Source organism: Corynebacterium tuberculostearicum (assembly GCF_046097465.1).
Taxonomy (GTDB): domain Bacteria; phylum Actinomycetota; class Actinomycetes; order Mycobacteriales; family Mycobacteriaceae; genus Corynebacterium; species Corynebacterium tuberculostearicum_I.
In genome coordinates, this window is the sequence record NZ_CP175799.1 from 388,143 (window position 1) to 405,154 (window position 17,012).

17 protein-coding genes are annotated in these 17,012 nt (G+C 62.5%); 11 read left to right on the forward strand and 6 right to left on the reverse strand.

Features of this window, described 5'->3' with window-relative positions; all coding sequences use genetic code 11:
- The first annotated feature begins 44 nt into the window (after window positions 1-44).
- Window positions 45-1,316, forward strand: coding sequence for a YihY/virulence factor BrkB family protein (locus ACKFRX_RS01825; protein ID WP_408919293.1), 1,272 nt, complete (start codon window positions 45-47; stop codon window positions 1,314-1,316).
- On the opposite strand, the gene ACKFRX_RS01830 is transcribed toward ACKFRX_RS01825, so the two are convergent.
- From ACKFRX_RS01830 to ACKFRX_RS01845, 4 genes are all read right to left on the reverse strand, one after another.
- Window positions 1,313-2,842: an AMP-binding protein gene (locus tag ACKFRX_RS01830; protein ID WP_408919292.1), complete on the reverse strand. Its 1,530-nt coding sequence runs from the start codon at window positions 2,840-2,842 to the stop codon at window positions 1,313-1,315. The genes ACKFRX_RS01825 and ACKFRX_RS01830 overlap by 4 nt on opposite strands.
- 11 nt (window positions 2,843-2,853) lie before the next feature.
- Window positions 2,854-4,563, reverse strand: a complete 1,710-nt coding sequence (locus ACKFRX_RS01835; protein ID WP_408919291.1) for a long-chain-fatty-acid--CoA ligase — start codon at window positions 4,561-4,563, stop codon at window positions 2,854-2,856.
- Between the two features lie 70 nt (window positions 4,564-4,633).
- Window positions 4,634-5,119 carry a methylated-DNA--[protein]-cysteine S-methyltransferase gene (locus ACKFRX_RS01840; RefSeq protein ID WP_023020466.1) on the reverse strand — a complete coding sequence of 162 codons (486 nt, stop codon included), beginning with the start codon at window positions 5,117-5,119 and terminating at the stop codon, window positions 4,634-4,636.
- Window position 5,120: 1 nt separating this feature from the next.
- Entirely contained in the window at window positions 5,121-6,836 is a 1,716-nt protein-coding gene (locus ACKFRX_RS01845; RefSeq protein WP_408919290.1) for a long-chain-fatty-acid--CoA ligase, read from the reverse strand.
- A gap of 66 nt (window positions 6,837-6,902) precedes the next feature.
- On the opposite strand from ACKFRX_RS01845, the gene mshA reads away from it, so the two are divergent.
- From mshA to ACKFRX_RS01865, 4 genes are all read left to right on the forward strand, one after another.
- Window positions 6,903-8,168: a D-inositol-3-phosphate glycosyltransferase gene (gene mshA, locus ACKFRX_RS01850; protein ID WP_408919289.1), complete on the forward strand. Its 1,266-nt coding sequence runs from the start codon at window positions 6,903-6,905 to the stop codon at window positions 8,166-8,168.
- 39 nt (window positions 8,169-8,207) lie between these two features.
- Complete coding sequence (locus ACKFRX_RS01855; protein WP_250409487.1) at window positions 8,208-8,954, forward strand: phosphoglyceromutase; 747 nt, start codon at window positions 8,208-8,210, stop codon at window positions 8,952-8,954.
- Between the two features lie 63 nt (window positions 8,955-9,017).
- Window positions 9,018-10,280, forward strand: a complete 1,263-nt coding sequence (locus ACKFRX_RS01860; RefSeq protein ID WP_250409486.1) for an ATP-binding protein — start codon at window positions 9,018-9,020, stop codon at window positions 10,278-10,280.
- Window positions 10,277-10,984 carry a response regulator transcription factor gene (locus tag ACKFRX_RS01865; RefSeq protein WP_408919288.1) on the forward strand — a complete coding sequence of 236 codons (708 nt, stop codon included), beginning with the start codon at window positions 10,277-10,279 and terminating at the stop codon, window positions 10,982-10,984. The genes ACKFRX_RS01860 and ACKFRX_RS01865 overlap by 4 nt, the downstream gene beginning before the upstream one ends.
- On the opposite strand, the gene ACKFRX_RS01870 is transcribed toward ACKFRX_RS01865, so the two are convergent.
- Window positions 10,981-11,907, reverse strand: a complete 927-nt coding sequence (locus ACKFRX_RS01870; RefSeq protein WP_005323012.1) for a hypothetical protein — start codon at window positions 11,905-11,907, stop codon at window positions 10,981-10,983. The two genes, ACKFRX_RS01865 and ACKFRX_RS01870, sit on opposite strands and share 4 nt — an antisense overlap.
- Window positions 11,908-11,940: 33 nt before the next feature.
- Here ACKFRX_RS01870 and ACKFRX_RS01875 point away from each other — a divergent pair, with 33 nt between their 5' ends.
- The 5 genes from ACKFRX_RS01875 to ACKFRX_RS01895 all read left to right on the forward strand — a co-directional run bounded on the left by ACKFRX_RS01875 (window position 11,941) and on the right by ACKFRX_RS01895 (window position 15,533).
- Window positions 11,941-12,870, forward strand: a complete 930-nt coding sequence (locus ACKFRX_RS01875) for a Ppx/GppA phosphatase family protein (RefSeq protein ID WP_005327216.1) — start codon at window positions 11,941-11,943, stop codon at window positions 12,868-12,870.
- A gap of 9 nt (window positions 12,871-12,879) precedes the next feature.
- Complete coding sequence (locus tag ACKFRX_RS01880; RefSeq protein ID WP_408919287.1) at window positions 12,880-13,902, forward strand: tripartite tricarboxylate transporter TctB family protein; 1,023 nt, start codon at window positions 12,880-12,882, stop codon at window positions 13,900-13,902.
- A 73-nt stretch (window positions 13,903-13,975) separates the two neighbouring features.
- A complete protein-coding gene (gene proC, locus ACKFRX_RS01885; RefSeq protein WP_005327218.1) occupies window positions 13,976-14,767 on the forward strand; it encodes a pyrroline-5-carboxylate reductase in 792 nt (263 codons plus the stop codon).
- Between the two features lie 225 nt (window positions 14,768-14,992).
- Window positions 14,993-15,181 (forward strand): helix-turn-helix domain-containing protein, encoded by a 189-nt coding sequence (locus tag ACKFRX_RS01890; protein WP_005276651.1) that lies wholly within the window; start codon window positions 14,993-14,995, stop codon window positions 15,179-15,181.
- Between the two features lie 250 nt (window positions 15,182-15,431).
- Window positions 15,432-15,533 (forward strand): 30S ribosomal protein bS22, encoded by a 102-nt coding sequence (locus tag ACKFRX_RS01895; protein WP_003855542.1) that lies wholly within the window; start codon window positions 15,432-15,434, stop codon window positions 15,531-15,533.
- Between the two features lie 86 nt (window positions 15,534-15,619).
- Here the strand turns inward: ACKFRX_RS01895 and ACKFRX_RS01900 are convergent, their stop codons facing one another.
- Window positions 15,620-16,657 carry an HAD-IB family hydrolase gene (locus tag ACKFRX_RS01900; protein WP_250409484.1) on the reverse strand — a complete coding sequence of 346 codons (1,038 nt, stop codon included), beginning with the start codon at window positions 16,655-16,657 and terminating at the stop codon, window positions 15,620-15,622.
- Between the two features lie 88 nt (window positions 16,658-16,745).
- Here ACKFRX_RS01900 and ACKFRX_RS01905 point away from each other — a divergent pair, with 88 nt between their 5' ends.
- On the forward strand, window positions 16,746-16,988 hold the full coding sequence (locus ACKFRX_RS01905) for a glutaredoxin family protein (RefSeq protein ID WP_150851354.1): 243 nt from the start codon (window positions 16,746-16,748) through the stop codon (window positions 16,986-16,988).
- The last annotated feature ends 24 nt before the right edge of the window (window positions 16,989-17,012 follow it).

Consider the following 17,012-nt stretch of genomic DNA (forward strand, 5'->3'; position numbering starts at 1 on the left):
GTCACTTCCTGAAATAGATTCTTTACCGCATACGCTGGGATAATATGAGCACACTGGACGATTCCGCCAAGGTCCCTGGCGCCGCGAGCACGGCGGGCGAAGACCTGTCGGCCGACGCCCCGTATGTCGACGAGCCGACCGCCACTGCATGGCCGAGCGCCCCGGCCACTCCGGTAAGCGAATCCGTCTATGAGGGCGCGGATAAAATCGTGCCGAGTACCGCGCCCACCGTGGTAAAGATTGAAGGCCACACCGAAGATGTGGATCCGCTGGCCCGCGGCAACCGCCTGCGCAAGGAAAGCTGGGGGCTGGTGCTCCGCCGCGTGTGGGCGGACTTCTTCCACGATGCCTTGATGGATCGCGCCGCCACGATGACGTATTTCACGCTCATGGCCTTTGCCCCTACGGTGCTCGCGGCCTATTCGATAGCCACGCTCATCTTTTCCTCTCGGCGCGCCGAGGTACACGAATTAACCGCGCAGTTTATTGCGGATTACGTGCCCAGTTCGATGACGGAGCAGGCCGAGCACCTCGTGGGCTCCATCATTGGTTCCACAGCCCAAGGCACCTTCGCGTTGGTGGTATCCGTGCTGGTTTCTCTTTTTGCCGCCTCGGCCTATGTGCGTGCCTTCTCGCGCACCGCCAATACCGTCTACGGGCGGGTAGAGGGCCGCGGAATAATCCGCACCTGGGCACTCATGTGGGGGCTTACTATCGTCCTGGTCATCGGCGCGGTGATCGTGCTTTTTGCGAACCTGCTGCGCGATACCATTGTCAGCGGTGTGGTTGAACCGTTGGCTGGCAAGCTAGAGATGCAAAGCACCGCGGACTTTTTGGGCGGCATCTTTATGCCGGTGTGGAATTGGCTGCGCTTCCCGCTCACCGTGGTGGTCGTGCTGACGTTGATTGCCATCCTGTACCACTTTTCCCCGAATGTGCGGCCAGCGCGCTTCCGCTGGATAACTCTCGGCTCCGTGGTGGCGCTTAGCACCAATGTCGTGGTGTGGGGTGCCTTTGCGCTGTATACCCAGCGCTTTGCTGGGGCCAGCGTCTACGGCGCCTTCAGCCTCATCATGGCCGTATTCATGGCCGTGTGGCTATCTAATACGATGCTCATTTTGGGCATAAAAATCGATGCGGAGGTATTGCGAGCCAAAGAGCTGCAACTGGGTCTGCACGCCGCGCGGCATATTCAGGCCCCGCCGCGTTCTGATGCCGCCGCCAAATCCCAAGCCCGTGCCCAACATGACCTGGAAGAGCGGTCCGAGCGCATCTACAAACAAGCGGTGCGTAAAGCAGAAAACGACGCAGACTAATCGCGGTGAAGGCGGGCGAGGAGATCGCGCCGGACATCACGGCGGCGCAGCTTACCTAGCTGATCTTCGGCGAGCTTATCCATGGCAAAGAATCGTTGCGGCACCTTATAGCGCGCCAGCAGCCCGCGGCAATGCTCGCGCAAGGCAGCTTCGTCGAGCCGGGCACCAGGAGACAGGACCACGCAGGCAGCGACGTCCTCAGAACCATCGGAGCGGGGAGTGCCTACGACGGCGGCTTGGGCGATATCGGGGTGGGAGGTTAAAGCCTCCTCCACCTCGCCGGGATAAACATTGAAGCCGCCGGTAATGATGATTTCTTTAATGCGACCCACCAACCGGATATGGCCATCGGGCTCGCGCACGCCCATGTCTCCCGTGCGGAACCAACCTTCATGGAAGGCGGCTGCGTTAGCGGGGGCGTCGGCAAGGTAGCCGCCAAAAACCTGCGGGCCGCGGGCGAGGATCTCGCCGGCCACGCCATCCGGTTGGGTACGGCTGAGATCGGCAGGATCACCGATGCGCAGCTGTGTGTCCGGCAAAGGCAGGCCGATGGTTCCGGCGCGCCGGGTGTCATCAAGGGGATTGATGGTCAGCACAGGAGAGGTTTCTGTAAGCCCATAACCTTCCACCAACATGCCACCGGTGCGTGCCTCCCAGGGGTCGATAATGCGCGAGGGCAGCGAGGCGGCGCCCGAGATGGAATAGCGCACCCCGCCGAGATCCGAGGGAGACTCGGAATCAGCGGCAGTGGCAGCGTAGTTCATGGCGCGTTCGTAGATGGTCGGCACGCCCGGCATCCAGGTGGGGCGGCGGGTGGCAAGCGCTTCCGTCACTGCGTCGGTGTGTGGGGCGGCAAGCAGGATAATCTCGGCCGCGCAGCGCACCGCGAGCAGCACGCTCATCGTCAGGCCATAGGAATGGAACATGGGCAAAGCGGCCAAGAAGCGCTCATGGCCGGGGCGCAGTGGGGCCTGGGTTTCTAGCTGCAAGCAGTTGGCAGCGAGGTTGCCGTGGGTTAAGACCACGCCCTTGGGGCGGGCGGTGGTGCCGGAGGTGTAGAGGATAAGGGCGGCGTCGGCAAGCGTGGCTGGGTACGGCTCCACCGGGGCACCGGAGAGGGGAAGCGGCTCGGTGAGGGAGACGGAGATAGTGGTCTCTACCTGCGCGGAAACGGTGGGGGCAATGTCCTCCCAGGCAATGGCCACGCGGGCGTCATGGTGGGCGAGCAGCGGGGTGAGCTCGTGCGCGGTATAGCGCGGGTTATGCTCGACCACCACCGCGCCCAGGCGCAGGATGGCAAAGAACGCCACCACGTGTTGCGGGCAATTAGGGAGCAGGAGCGCCACCCGGTCGCCGGGGCGCACGCCCATCTCGCGCAAGGCGCCGGCCGCGGCCGCCACCTGGGCGTCGAGCTCGCCATAGGTCAGCGTGTGGCCAGCGAAATAGGTGGCGGGGCGCTGCGGAAACCTGGCGACGGCCGTCGCGAGGAAATCCGTCAAGGTAGCGCCGTAATGAATATCAGCCATAGCCGCTAAGTTTAGGCCTTTGCCTCCAGCAGCTCGAGTAGGTCCTTGCGCACCTGGTGGCGGCGGATTTTGCCCAGGTGGTCGCGCGCCAGATCTTCGAAGTGGTAGAAGGTGCGCGGCACCTTATAGCGGGTCAGGCGCTCGCGGCAGAATTCCTTCAGGCCTTCTGGATCAAGCACGGCGCCATCGCGCAGGGTGACGCAGCCGACGACATCCTCAGAGCCATCCTGGCGCGGGCGGCCCACGGCGGCGACATCCACGACGTCGGGGTGCTCTGCAATTGCCTCTTCTACCTCTGCGGGGTAGACGTTGAAGCCGCCGGTGATGATGATTTCCTTAATGCGGCTGACTAGGCGGACCCAGCCGTCTTCTTCCATGACTGCCATGTCTCCGGTGCGGAACCAGCCGTTATGGAAGGACTCCACTGTTGCTTCTTGGTTGCCAAAATAGCCTTGGAAAATTTGCGGACCACGCGCGAGCAACTCGCCTGGCTGGCCATCAGGCTGGGTTTCATCCAGATTCTTCGGATTGGCAATGCGTACCTCGGCATCTGGGAATGGGAGCCCCACATAGCCAGGGCGATTCTTTCCGTTCATTGGGTTGCCAATTAACACGGGGGAGCACTCGGTCATGCCAAAGCCTTCTACGAGTCGTCCGCCGGTCATGAACTCCCACCGTTCCACGATTTCTACGGGCAGTGTAGCGGCACCGGAAAAAGCGTTGCGGATGCCGCTTAAGTCCACGTCTTTGTCTTCGGCTGCGTCCATGATCTTCTGATAGAGGGTGGGAACCCCTGGCAGCCAGGTAGGCGTGCGCTTTTTCACGATGTCCAGGATGAGCGGCATTTGTGGGGAAGGAAGCAAGATAAGCTCGGCGCCCATGTACACGCTAAAAATGCACAGTGTGGTCATGCCGTAGGCGTGAAACATCGGTAATGCGGCGAGGAAGCGCTCTTTGTGCTTTCCCATTTCTGGAACCCAAGCTTGGCCTTGGACGCAATTAGCTATGAGATTACCGTGCGAGAGCATTCCGCCTTTGGGTTTTCCGGTGGTGCCGGAAGTGTAAAGGATGAGCGCGACGTCATCCTGGCTGATGCGTGGCATTTCTAGGGCGTTGCCGTCGCCGCCAATAGCTGAGCCGATCAGGGTAGACCACGCTACTGTGTTTGGTGCATGCTCGGTGAGCTGCTCTCGTTTAGCAGCCAGCGGTGGGATAGGCAGGCGGAGCGCGAGGCGCTTGAGTGGTGGCATGGCATCGACCATGTTGACGGATACGATGGTTTCTAGCGGGGTGGTCGAGCGCAGCTTTTCCAGCGTGGAGGCGGTTTTATCCCAAGAGATTGCTACGCGGGCACCATGATCTCGGAAAAGGCCTTCCAATTCGTGGGCGGTATAAAGCGGGTTGTGCTCGACCACGGTGGCACCAAGTAGCTGTACCGCATAGAAGGCCGCGACGTGTTGGGGGCAGTTGGGCAGGACGATGGCCACCTTGTCGCCTGGGCGAATACCAAAAGCCTTGAGCCCGGCCGCGGCGGCGCGCACTTGGGCGTCGAGCTCCGCGTAGGTCTGCGTGCGGCCGAAGAAATAGGTGGCGGGTTTATTGGCGTTGACCCGCAGGTTATCGCGGTAGTAGTCGACGATGGTTTTATTACCGTAGTCCAGCGTGTGTGGGGTCCATTCGCTGTAGTGATCGAGCCAAGCTCGGGAGGTAGAAGCGGACACGCAGAAACCTTTCGTTTGGGTAAATAATTAGTTTTAAAAAATCAGTATAGAGAAAACGTGAAGAAGCCCTCTAGTTTTCTTCCAGTGTCAGCAAAAAACGTTTGGCTTCCAGACCGCCCGCATAGCCGCCGAGCCCGCCGTCGCTGCGCAGCACCCGGTGGCATGGCCGCACGATGAGCAGGGGATTGGCACCGCACGCACTGCCCACGGCCCGCGTCGCGCCGGGCCGGCCCAGCAGCTTGGCGACGTCGCGGTAGGTGACCGTCTCCCCATAGCCAATCTCGGCCAGTTGCGCATGCACTGCGGCGCGAAAGTCGGTCGTCGCAGGCGGGTCGAGGGGCAGCTCGAAGGCGCGGCGCTGGCCGGCGAAATACTCCGCGAGCTGTGCCTGGGCGGCGTCGAGCACGTCCGCGCTGCGCTTTTCGATGCCCCCTTCCTCTACACCGCCCACCGCTTCCTGCAGGGTGCTGGCCGCGGTGAATTCGACGCGGGAAACCCCCCGCGGGCTCGCCTGCAAACGCAGGGGTCCGAGGGGGCTATCGATTAGGCGGAACAAGTTAATTCTGCTCGGCCTCGAGGCGGCGGATGAGGTCTGCCTGGACCTCGCGGCGGCGGATCTTGCCCATCTGGTCCTTGGCCAGCTCCTCAAAGTGGTAGAAGGTGCGCGGGACCTTGTAGCGGGTCAGGCGCTCGCGGCAGTAGTCCTTGAGTCCCTCCGGGTCCAGGGCAGCGCCATCGGCGAGGTCGAGGCAGGCCACGACGTCCTCGGAGCCGTCTTCGCGCGGTCGGCCTACCACGGCGACGTCATCAATGCTTGGGTGCTCGCGCAGGATTTCTTCCACCTCGCCCGGATATACGTTGAAGCCGCCGGTGATGATGATCTCTTTGATGCGGCTAACCAGGCGAATGAAGCCGTCTTCTTCCATGACGCCCATGTCTCCGGTGCGGAACCACTCGCCGTGGAATGCGGCCTCGGTGGCCTCTTCATTGTTGAGGTAACCCTTGAAAATCTGTGGTCCCCGCGCCAAAACTTCGCCTTCGGTGCCATCGGGCTGGGTTTCATCGAGGTTATCCGGGTTGGCAATGCGCACCTGGGTATCCGGGAACGGAATACCCACGTAGCCGGGGCGGCGGTCGGTGCTCATGGGGTTGCCCACGATAATCGGCGAGCACTCGGTGAGGCCGTAGCCTTCCACCAAGAGGCCACCGGTATAGTTCTCCCACTTCTTGACCGTGTCCGAAGGCAAGGTAGAAGCGCCGGAAAAGGCTGCGCGCACGCCCTTGATAGGGATCTGCTGCTCGTCGGCGGCTTTGACGATTCGCTCGTAGAGCGTCGGCACGCCCGGTACCCAGGTCGGGGTGTGTTTCTTCATCAGCTGCATAATGAGCGACATATCCGGCTTCGGCAGGAGGACCAGCTCGCCGCCGATGAACTGCGCAAGGGTGACGTTCATGGTCAGGCCATAAGCATGGAAGAAGGGGAGGGCGGCGAGCATGCGCTCGGGCTTATCGCCCAGGCCCGGTACCCACGCCTTGCCCTGCATCAGGTTGGAAAACAGGTTTCCGTGAGAAAGCATGGCACCCTTCGGGGTGCCGGTGGTGCCAGAGGTGTACATAATCAGCGCGATGGTGTCCTTGTCCACGTCTTCCGGCGTGGTGATATCTCTACCGTCGCCACCGATGGCGTTGCCCACCAAGGCTTCCCACGGCACGGTATTGGGCGCCGGGGAAGAAAGCTGTTCGCGCTTGGATTTGAGCGGCGGGATGGGCAAGCGCAACGCGGCGCGCTGCAGGGTGGGCATGGCGTTGATCATGTTGATGGACACGACCGTTTCCAGGTTGGTGGTCGCGCGCAGCTTCTCCAAGGTCGGCGCGGCCTTATCCCAGGCGATGGCGATGCGTGCGCCGTGATCTTGGAAGAGTCCTTCCAGCTCATGGGCGGTGTAGAGCGGGTTATGTAGTACCACCTGCGCACCGAGCTTCAAGATGGCATAAAACGCCGCGATGTACTGCGGCGAGTTGGGCGCGACGATGGCTACGCGGTCACCTGGCCGCACGCCGAAAGCCTTCAAGCCCGCGGCCGCTGCGCGAACCTGGCGGTCTAGCTCCGCATACGTTTGGGTACGTCCGAAGAAGTAGGTGGCCGGTTTATCGGCGTTGACCTCAAGATTGTTGTCGTAGATATCCAGCAACGTGGTGTCGCCGTAGTCCAGCGTATGTGGTGTCCATTCCGGGTAATACTGGAGCCAAGCCTGTGATTCGTATGCGGACAAAACGTGACCTTTCGGTAGCGTAGGTTTCTGGCAGGGGCCAGTATAGCGCCGCTAGAATGGAGCGCCATGCGCATCGCCATGATCTCTATGCATACCTCGCCGATTGAACAGCCCGGCTCCGGGGACGCCGGCGGCATGAACGTCTACGTCCTCAACAGTGCCCGCCAATTGGCCCGCCGGGGAATCGAGGTAGACGTCTACACCCGCGCCACCCGGCCTAGCCAGGGCGAAATCATTGACGTCGAGCCGCATCTGCGCGTCATTAATATTGTCGCCGGGCCATACGAGGGCCTGGATAAAGAAGATTTGCCCACCCAGCTGGCCGCCTTCGCCGGCGGCATGGTGCAATTTGCCAAGTGGCAGGGCAAAAAATATGACCTTATTCATTCCCACTACTGGCTTTCTGGTCAGGTGGGCTGGCTGCTGCGGGATCTCTGGGGAATTCCGCTCATTCATACGGCGCATACCTTGGCCGCGGTGAAAAACGCCTCGCGGACGGCGGATGACACCTTGGAGTCCGAGGCACGCCGCATCTGCGAACAGCAATTGGTGGATAACGCGGACCTGCTCGTGGTCAATACTGAGCAAGAAGCCCGCGACTTAGCCGAGCACTATGACGCCGAGCGCGACATCATCCGCGTAGTTTCGCCCGGCGCCGACGTAGAGCTTTTCACCCCTGGCACGGACCGCAATACCGAGCGCTCCCGCCGCGAGTTGGGTATTCCGCTGCACACCAAGGTGGTGGCTTTTGTCGGGCGCCTGCAAAAGTTCAAGGGGCCAGAGGTCCTCATCCGCGCCACGGCCGAGCTTTTCCGCCGCGAGCCTGCCCGCAACCTGCGGGTGGTGATCTGCGGCGGTCCGTCGGGGGCCAATACGGCGCCGGAGGCCTATAGGGAGTTGGCGCGTGAGTTGGGCGTCGATAAGCGCGTGCGCTTTTTGGGCGCCCGCCCGCCCGAGGAGCTGGTGGGGGTCTACCGCGCGGCCGATATTGTGGCGGTGCCCAGCTATAACGAGTCCTTTGGCTTGGTATCGCTGGAGGCTCAGGCTTCTGGCACGCCGGTGGTTGCGGCCGCCGTTGGCGGGCTGCCCATTGCCGTGGCCGATGGGGAGACTGGCCTGCTGGTGCACTCGCACGATCCGGCCGATTGGGCCGATGCCTTGGCCCGCCTGCTTGACGACGACCCCATGCGCATCGCCATGGGCGAAGCCGCCGTCTCCCACGCCGCGCGCTTTAGTTGGGCCAGCTCCGCCGCCGCGCTCGCAGAAATCTATGACGAGGCCAGCCGCATCGAGGTCCCAGACTGTCACCAACGGCGCGCGATTGGGGATTAAACCCTGACGCCGGTAGTCATTTCGTGGCATGCTGGAAACATGACTAACGGAAAATTGATTCTTCTTCGCCACGGCCAATCTAAGTGGAACGAGTCCAACCAGTTCACTGGCTGGGTTGACGTAGATCTGACCGAAAAGGGCGAGGCGGAAGCCAAGCGCGGCGGCCAGCTGCTCGCGCAGGAAGGCATTCTGCCCGATGTCCTCTATACCTCTCTTCTGCGCCGTGCCATCCGCACCGCAAATATCGCACTCAACGCCGCCGACCGTCACTGGATCCCAGTAGTGCGCGATTGGCGCCTCAACGAGCGCCACTATGGCGCCCTGCAGGGCCTGAACAAGGCCGAGACCAAGGAAGAGTACGGCGAGGAAAAGTTCATGGCATGGCGCCGCTCCTATGACACGCGCCCGCCAGAGTTGGCCGATGACTCCGAGTACTCCCAGACCAATGACCCGCGCTACGCGGACCTGGACAAGGTCCCGCAGACCGAGTGCCTGAAGGACGTCGTCGCCCGCTTCGTGCCGTACTTCGAGGAAGAAATCCTCCCACGCGCTAAGAAGGGCGAGACCGTACTTATCGCCGCTCACGGCAACTCCCTGCGCGCACTGGTCAAGCACCTGGACAATATCTCTGATGACGATATTGCCGGCCTGAATATTCCGACCGGCATCCCGCTGGTCTATGAGATCACCGAGGACGGCTCCGTGGTAAACCCAGGTGGCACTTACCTGGATCCGGAAGCCGCCGCTGCCGGCGCCGCCGCCGTTGCTGCGCAGGGCGGTAAGTAAGAAACTGCGCTAAAGTCCCCGGGGAGTATTCCCTGGGGACTTTGTGGTGGATAGGGTAGACACGTGGAATTGATTCTTTCCTTTGCCGCCGGCGTGGTGGCCTGCGGATTGGCGCTGCCGGTGATTTCCTGGTTGCGCGGGCGCATTGCGCGCTACCGCCAAGCCACCGATGCCGAGGCCAACCAGGTCACGACGGTCAGCCAGGTGCTGCACTTGGCCGTGCAGGGCTCACCGACGGCCCTGGCGGTGTTGGACCGCAACCAAGAAATCGTCATGTCCAATCCGGCCGCCCATGAGATGTCCCTGGTCCATGATCGCGCCGTGAACCCAGAGGTGTGGCAGACCGCGCAGGAGGTCTTTGAAGACAAGGAGACCCGCACCGTCGACCTGGCCATTCCCAAGCGCCGCACGGGCCACCGCGTCACCCAGTTCAAGGCGGTCATTAAGCCGCTCACGCTAAACGACGGCCGCTTTGTCATCATCTACGGCACCGATGAGAGCGAAAACGTCCGCATGGAATCCGCCCGCCGCGACTTCGTGGCAAACGTCTCCCATGAGCTCAAGACCCCCGTCGGCGGCATTGCCCTGTTGGCCGAGGCCCTGCTCCAAGACCCCGGTGACCAGGAAACCGTCGAGTACTTTGGCAATAAGGTCTACAAGGAAGCCAACCGCATGGCCGATATGGTCAGCGAGCTTATTTCCTTGTCCAAGCTGCAAGGCGCTGAAGCGCTGCCAGAGATGGAACCGTTGGCCGTCGATGACCTCATCGAGGAAGCACTCTCGCGCAACCAACTGGCTGCGGAGGCCCGCTCCATCGAGCTCAACCGCGGCGCCTCCGTTGGCGTGCAGGTCAAAGGAGATAGGTCCCTGTTGGTTACCGCCCTGTCTAACCTCGTCTCCAACGCAATTAACTATTCGCCGGAGAAAATGCCGGTGTCCGTCTCCCAAAAAGTGGTGGATGGCGGGGTCGTGCTCATCCGCGTCACGGACCGCGGCATCGGCATCGCACCGGATGATCAAAAGCGCGTCTTCGAGCGCTTCTTCCGCGTAGACCAAGCCCGGTCGCGGCAGACCGGAGGCACTGGCCTAGGATTAGCAATTGTTAAACACGTGGTGGCCAACCATGGCGGCAACATCAAACTGTGGTCCCGGCCCGGTACGGGTTCCACATTCACCATTGAGTTGCCTATCTACAGGGAAGAAAAGCCAGCGCCGGATGCTGGCATGAAGGATAATGAGAAAAAGGATGCCGTCACTGCGGCGGCGCCTGGGCTCCCGCGTGCAGTGGCACGCGTTGCAGCACGTCGAAAGGATAAAGCACAATGACCACCATCCTCATCGTTGAAGATGAAGAGTCGCTGGCAGATCCGCTGGCATTCCTCCTCCGCAAGGAGGGCTTCGAGCCGATCATCGCGCACGATGGCCCCACCGCGTTGGAAAAGTTTGCCGCTAACGACATCGATATCGTCCTTCTAGACCTCATGCTGCCCGGCATGTCCGGCACCGAGGTATGCAAGCAGCTGCGCACCACCTCGTCCGTGCCGGTCATCATGGTGACCGCGCGCGATTCCGAGATCGACAAGGTCGTCGGCCTCGAGCTGGGCGCCGATGATTACGTGACCAAGCCTTATTCCTCCCGCGAGCTCATCGCCCGCATCCGCGCGGTGCTGCGCCGCGGCCACGATTCCGGCGCCGGTACCGATACCGAGGCGGAGGAAGAAGTAACCGAGCAGCTCCTCGAGGGCGGCCGCGTCAAGATGGACGTGGAGCGCCACACCGTTACCGTGGCGGGCGAGCCGGTTTCCATGCCCCTCAAGGAATTCGACCTCCTGGAGTACCTGCTGCGCAACGCCGGCCGCGTACTTACCCGCGGCCAGCTCATTGACCGCATCTGGGGCGCCGATTATGTTGGCGACACCAAGACGCTCGATGTCCACGTCAAGCGCCTGCGCTCCAAGATTGAGGAACAGCCCTCCCGTCCGAAACACTTGGTTACGGTGCGCGGTCTGGGCTATAAGTTCGAGCTCTAGCTCTCCGCCCGTTGGTTTTCTGCCTGTAGGCTCCCGGCCTTCACGCTGGCCGGATGCTGCGTGAGCTGGACGCCGTGCTCGGCCGCCGCGGCGCGGGCCTTGCAGTGCGCGGCCAGAATCTCATAAGACTCTCGGCCCATGAGCGCTACCAGCTCGTCCTCGTGCGACTGCCACATCGGCAGCGGGTTGGCATGGCAGGCAGCATCGGCCGAACAATACCAATCAAAGTCCTCGCCGCCATTGCCCCAACCGCGGCGGTCATACTCGCCGATCTGCGTGCGCAAAATCTCCTGCCCATCCGGGCGCTCTTCATAGTCTTCGTACCGGCGCAGCGGCAGCTGCCAGCACACCTCGGGTTTTACCACCGTGAGCTCCTCGCCGGTATCGACAGCCCACTGGTGTAGCGCGCAGCCCGTACCCGTTGCCCAGCCGGCGCGGTTGGCAAAAATGCACGCGCCATCCACAATTGGCGTCTTTAGGGCCGGTTCCGGTTCGCCGTCCTCGCCGTCGAGTTCGTCCCACTCCAGCCATGGCTCCAACTCGTCCGTAGCGTCCTGCGCGAGGAACTCATCTACCCCCGCTGGGCGCAGCTGCCAATACTTGGCGGGCATGCGCGAGACGGCGTCATAAAGCTGATCGCGGTCTTCCTCATCGGCCATATAGGCGCCATGCACGCAGCAGCCCACCTCGGGCTGGCTCTTATCGATGCCCCGGCATGCCGACGTCCCAAATTGGCAGCTGTAGTGCGATTCCACCCATGTCAGGTCGATGGAAAAGACGTGGTGCGGGTCGTTCGGGTTGGTAAATTCGAACCACTCCCGCGGGAAATCGGGGGCCTCTTCGCGGCCCGCTCTTATCGACGCCGCCGCGGGCGAGCTCGCGGGAAAACCTAGGTATACCGTGTCAGATTTTGGGCGATTCACACCTAACCACGGTAGACCTACTACGCTATTAGTGTGCGATTAGGTGTATTAGACGTCGGAAGCAATACCGTCCACCTCGTTGCGGTCGATGCCGCGACGGGCGGGCGGCCCACTCCGATGAGCGATTGGAAGACCCCGCTCCGGCTGGTAGAACAGCTGGACAAGAAGGGCAACATCCATGAAAAGGGTGTAAAGAAGCTGGTCAGCGCCGTGGCGGAGGCGAGCGAGCTAGGCGATAAGCTGGGCTGCGCTGAATTTATTGCTTTTGCAACCTCGGCGGTGCGCTCTGCGCCCAATTCCGAGGCCGTGCTCGATGAGGTGGAAAAGCAGACCGGCGTACGCCTGCAGATCCTCTCCGGCGTGGAAGAAGCCCAGCTGACCTTCCTTGCTGCCCGTCGCTGGTATGGCTGGTCCGCCGGCCGTATTACCAACCTGGACATCGGCGGCGGCTCGCTAGAGCTGTCCACCGGTACTGACGAGCACCCCGACCTTGCCTTCTCCCTCGACCTGGGCGCTGGCCGGTTGACCCATAATTGGTTCGACACCGACCCGCCAGAGAAGAAAAAGGTAAGCGCGCTGCGCGATTTCATTGATGCGGAGCTTGAGGACGCCGCCCAGCAGATGAAGGCTATGGGCCCCGCTGGCCTTGCCGTGGGTACCTCCAAAACCTTCCGTACGCTGGCGCGTCTGACCGGTGCCGCACCTTCGTCTGCCGGCCCATACGTCAAGCGCACGTTGACTGCACCGGGTCTGCGCCAGTTGATTTCCTTCATCTCTCGCATGACTGCGGCAGACAGAGCGGACCTAGAAGGTGTAAGTTCTAACCGATCGCACCAAATCGTTGCCGGCGCTCTAGTGGCCGAGGCATCCATGCGAGCCTTGGACATCGAGAAGCTGGAAATCTGCCCGTGGGCGCTGCGTGAGGGCGTCATTTTGCGCCGGACCGACAAGGGATTGGAATAGGAAGAGATCATGGCTGACAAGAACAAGTTGACCGTGGCAGAGCTGCTGGCTCGCGATAAAAAGGCCCGCGGCGAGAAGGGCGGCAAGGACGAAAAGCGTTCGCGCCGCCACCGCCGCAGCTTGGATGAAGGCGGCATCTCCGTTGCCGAGCTAACCGGCAACCTTAAGAAGGTCGAAGCTTCGCCTGCCGAGGCCAAGCACACCTCCGTCTCCATCGACGAGGACGCTCCCGTCATCCGCGCCCCCAAGGCCGCCGACGCGACCGATGCCGGCGCCGCAAAGAAATCCACCGACAAGCCAGCTTCTCAGTCCGCAGCCACGACCGCCGCTCAGCCTGCCGCGCCGAAGGCTGCACCCAAGGCTGCACCAAAGACCGCCGCAGAGGCAGCACCAAAGGCTGCTCCTAAATCCGCGGACAAGCCCGCAGCCAAGTCTGCTGCCGCCGCGGCACAGGAGGCGCCGAAGAAGAATCAGCCTTCTGCGGATGACACCGCGGTAATCCAGCGCGTGGGTAAGGCGAAGGAGGAGGATGCCAAGACTGCTGCCGCCAAGCCTGCCGGGGCTGAGGCAGCTGCCGCGAAGCCCGTTGCCGAAAAGCCGAAGGCCGACAAGGGCGCGAAGGTGGCCGGAGCGGGAGCTGCGGCAGCTGGCGCTGGAGCGGCCGCTGCGGCGGCGGTGCCGGCGTCGAAGAAGGCGGGCGTCGCTAAGGATGCCGAGGAAACCGGCAACCTGCCCAAGGTCGAGGACGACGAAGAGTGGATCGAGGAAGAGCACGAGAAGCTCAACCCAGTTTCCATCCTGCTGATGATTGTCGCGGGCATCCTGCTGGCGATTGTCATCTTCAAGGGCTTTGAGATTCTGTGGGATAGCTTCCCACGCCTGGTCGTCGCCATCCTGGCGCTGTGCGTCACCGCAATTATGGTGGGCGTGACGCACGCCCTGCGCACCGCGCGCGACGGGTTCTCTATGTTCCTGGCCGGCTTTACCGGCCTCGTCCTTACCTTCGGCCCGCTGCTGTTGGTTATGCTCTAAGCCCCTCGCTTGTCGACGCCCCGGTTACCCCACGTGGTAGCCGGGGTTCCGCATTTTTGGCATGGTGGAGGCTATGACAAAGATTGCAATTTTAGGCGGCGGACAAATCGGTGAGGCTTTGACCTCGGGACTCGTGGCATCGGGCTTTGCGGGCTCGGATATCACGGTTACCAATCGCACCGAATCGCGCAGCAAGGAACTTCAGGACGCTTATGGCGTCGCCACCACCAGCGATAATGCGGCGGCGGTAGACGGCGCGGATTATATCTTCGCGTGTGTGAAGCCCTACGCCATCCTGGATCTGCTCGAAGGCCTTGAACCAGCCAAGGATGCCGTGGTGGTGTCCATGGCCGCGGGCCTGACGCTCGAGCAGCTGCAGGGAGCGGCGGGCGAAGGCGTGCCGGTGGTGCGCGTTATGCCCAATACCCCCATGTTGGTGCGCCGCGGCATGTGCACCTGCGCGGCCGGTGAGCACGTGAGCGACGCCCAGATGGACGGCGTGCGCGAGCTGTTGGAGGCCGTAGGCGAGGTGGCGGTCATCCCGGAGAAGAATATCGACGCCGCCACCGCACTGGCGGGATCCTCCCCGGCCTATTTCTTCCTCGTGGCAGAAGCGCTTGTCGATGCCGGCGTGCAGCTCGGCCTACCCCGCGACGTCGCCGAGAAGCTTGCCGCCCAGGCCGCAGCCGGCTCCGGTGAAATGCTGGCTAGCTCCGGCCGCTCGGCCACCCAGCTGCGCGCTGGCGTAACTTCGCCGGGCGGTACTACCGCGGCCGCTGTCCGCGAGCTGGAGGAGTCCGGCCTGCGTGGAGCGTTCTACCGCGCGGCAGAGGCCTGCTCCGACAAGGCTAAGGAGCTTGGCTAAAGCTTCCGTGCGCGACCTTCCCGTGGTGGGGGTGTACCCGCCCGGGAGCGCTGGGGCGGGTGTTAAGCAGCGCTTTCGGGGTAAACCCTAATGAATGCTGTGAAGAAATTTGGCACTTGGGTCGCATTAGTCACATGTTTCACGATAGGCTAGGACAAGCACGTGCGTGAAGTCCTGTGGGAGGGGAAGCCTACAGCGCGTAACGAGCTGAAGGGTTAGATATATATGGCAAATGAAGAAAAGGGAACCTTTCTGACGATCGCGGAGGTCGCCGAGATTATGCGCGTCTCCAAGATGACCGTCTACCGTTTGGTTCACGCAGGCGAAATGCCGGCTGTTCGCGTCGGACGCTCCTTCCGCGTTCACGAGTCTGCCGTCAACGAGTACCTGGAGGCTTCCGTCTACGGAGCCTAGGCTCGCGCCGCACAGACAGTGCCCACCTCTGTTGGCCCTCGTGGTCAGCGGTGGTGGGCGCTGTTGTTTCTCACTGTTGTTGTCGCGGGCCCTTTTTGGTCACGGGCTGGGTGCTGGGTAAGATGGTGTGCATTCGTGTCGGCTCGCTGATGTGGCCCGCGGTCCGTGTGGCCACGGCGGCAAGAGTGCACCTTCGCCGTTTTAGCGCTGACAAGTTTGACAGTACGTACTACACGAAAGTGAGGACTCCATGGGTTCCGTCATTAAGAAGCGCCGCAAGCGCATGTCCAAGAAGAAGCACCGCAAGATGCTGCGCCGCACCCGCGTGCAGCGCCGTAAGCTGGGCAAGTAAACCCCAGCCCGCTTCTTGCCCTCCGCCATTGTGCGGAGGGCTTTTGCATGCTTGCCGACGTCCCCCAGCGCCCGCTACCGCCCTTGCTACCGCCGGTAGTAGCGCCAGCCGCCATAGGAGAAGGCGGCGGTGGCCAGCGCCGGCAGGCCATAGGTACGGATGGCGCGGCGCACGGAGCGGTAGTCGCGCACCAGCCAGCCGCGGTCGCCGGCGATATCGCGGAGCTTGCGGTCCGGGTTGATGGCCACGGCGGTGCCAACCATGGACAACATGGGTACGTCATTGGCGGAATCCGAATACGCGGTGCAGCGCGAGAGGTCGAGGCCTTCGATGGTCGCGAGCGCGGCCACGGCGTGCTTTTTGCCGGGCCCGTGGAGGATATCGCCGACCAGCCGGCCGGTGAACTTGCCGTCCTTGACCTCCGCGACGGTGCCGAGCGCGCCGGTAAAACCGAAGCGCCGCGCGAGCACCTGCGCTAGCTGGACCGGCGTGGCGGTGACCAGCCACACCTGCTGGCCGGCGGCTAGGTGCATTTCTGCCAGCTGCGTGGTGCCAGGGTAGGCGCGGCGGGCCAGCGAGGCGTCTACAATTTCCTCGCACAGCTCCACCAGCTCGTCGACGCTGCGGCCCTTGACAAACTCCAGTGCCTGCGCGCGGCCGGCGGCCACGTCCTTGGCATTTTCGCTGCCGGAGACGCGGAACTTGAGCTGCTTCCACGCAATCGGCAGGATTTCAGAAAGCCGGAAGTAGCGCTTGCGTGCCAAGCCAAAGGCGAATTCCACGAGGGAAGAGCCTTGGATGAGGGTGTTGTCGACGTCGAAAAACGCTGCCGCGCCCACATCCACCGGCACGTCCGGGTCCTGGGCGGTGATGCGCTGCGCGCCAGCCGCGTCATAGGAGCCGGTCACCGAGTCCACGCCGGAGGCAAAATCCTCCAACTCCAGCCCAAATTCCTCCAGCGCCGCGGCGGCCGCGGCCTCACCGGCGGTGCGCTGCGATTCCTCGTCCAACGGGGCGAGCGCCTGGGTCTCCAAGAAATTGCGCAGGTTACCGCGCGAGGCGGTCCAATTGGCCAAGAAGTCGCGAGGGGATTCGGGGAACCCTGGGGGAGTGGTAGCGGACACGAGTGGGACAAACAGCTTTCGCAAACGCGGGGTGGACTAACGTGTCCATAGTAATGGTTTCGACCGCCGCCGTCCTTGTGAGGAGAAAATGTCCCAGCATCTCGTCGAGCTCATGGTGCGCACCACCTGCGGTTCTTGCGCGCGCGTGAGGGAGCAGATCACCCCCGTCGTCAAGCAGGCAGGCGCGGAGCTTGCCGTGCGTAACGTGGATGAGGACGCGGAGCTGGCCATGGAGTTCGGTGACCGCGTGCCCGTTGTAGTCATCGACGGCGAAGAGTTTGCCTGCTGGGAAGTAGACAACGAGGAGTTAGCGGCCGAGCTAGCCGGTTGATTCGGGATCCGCGACACCGACGGG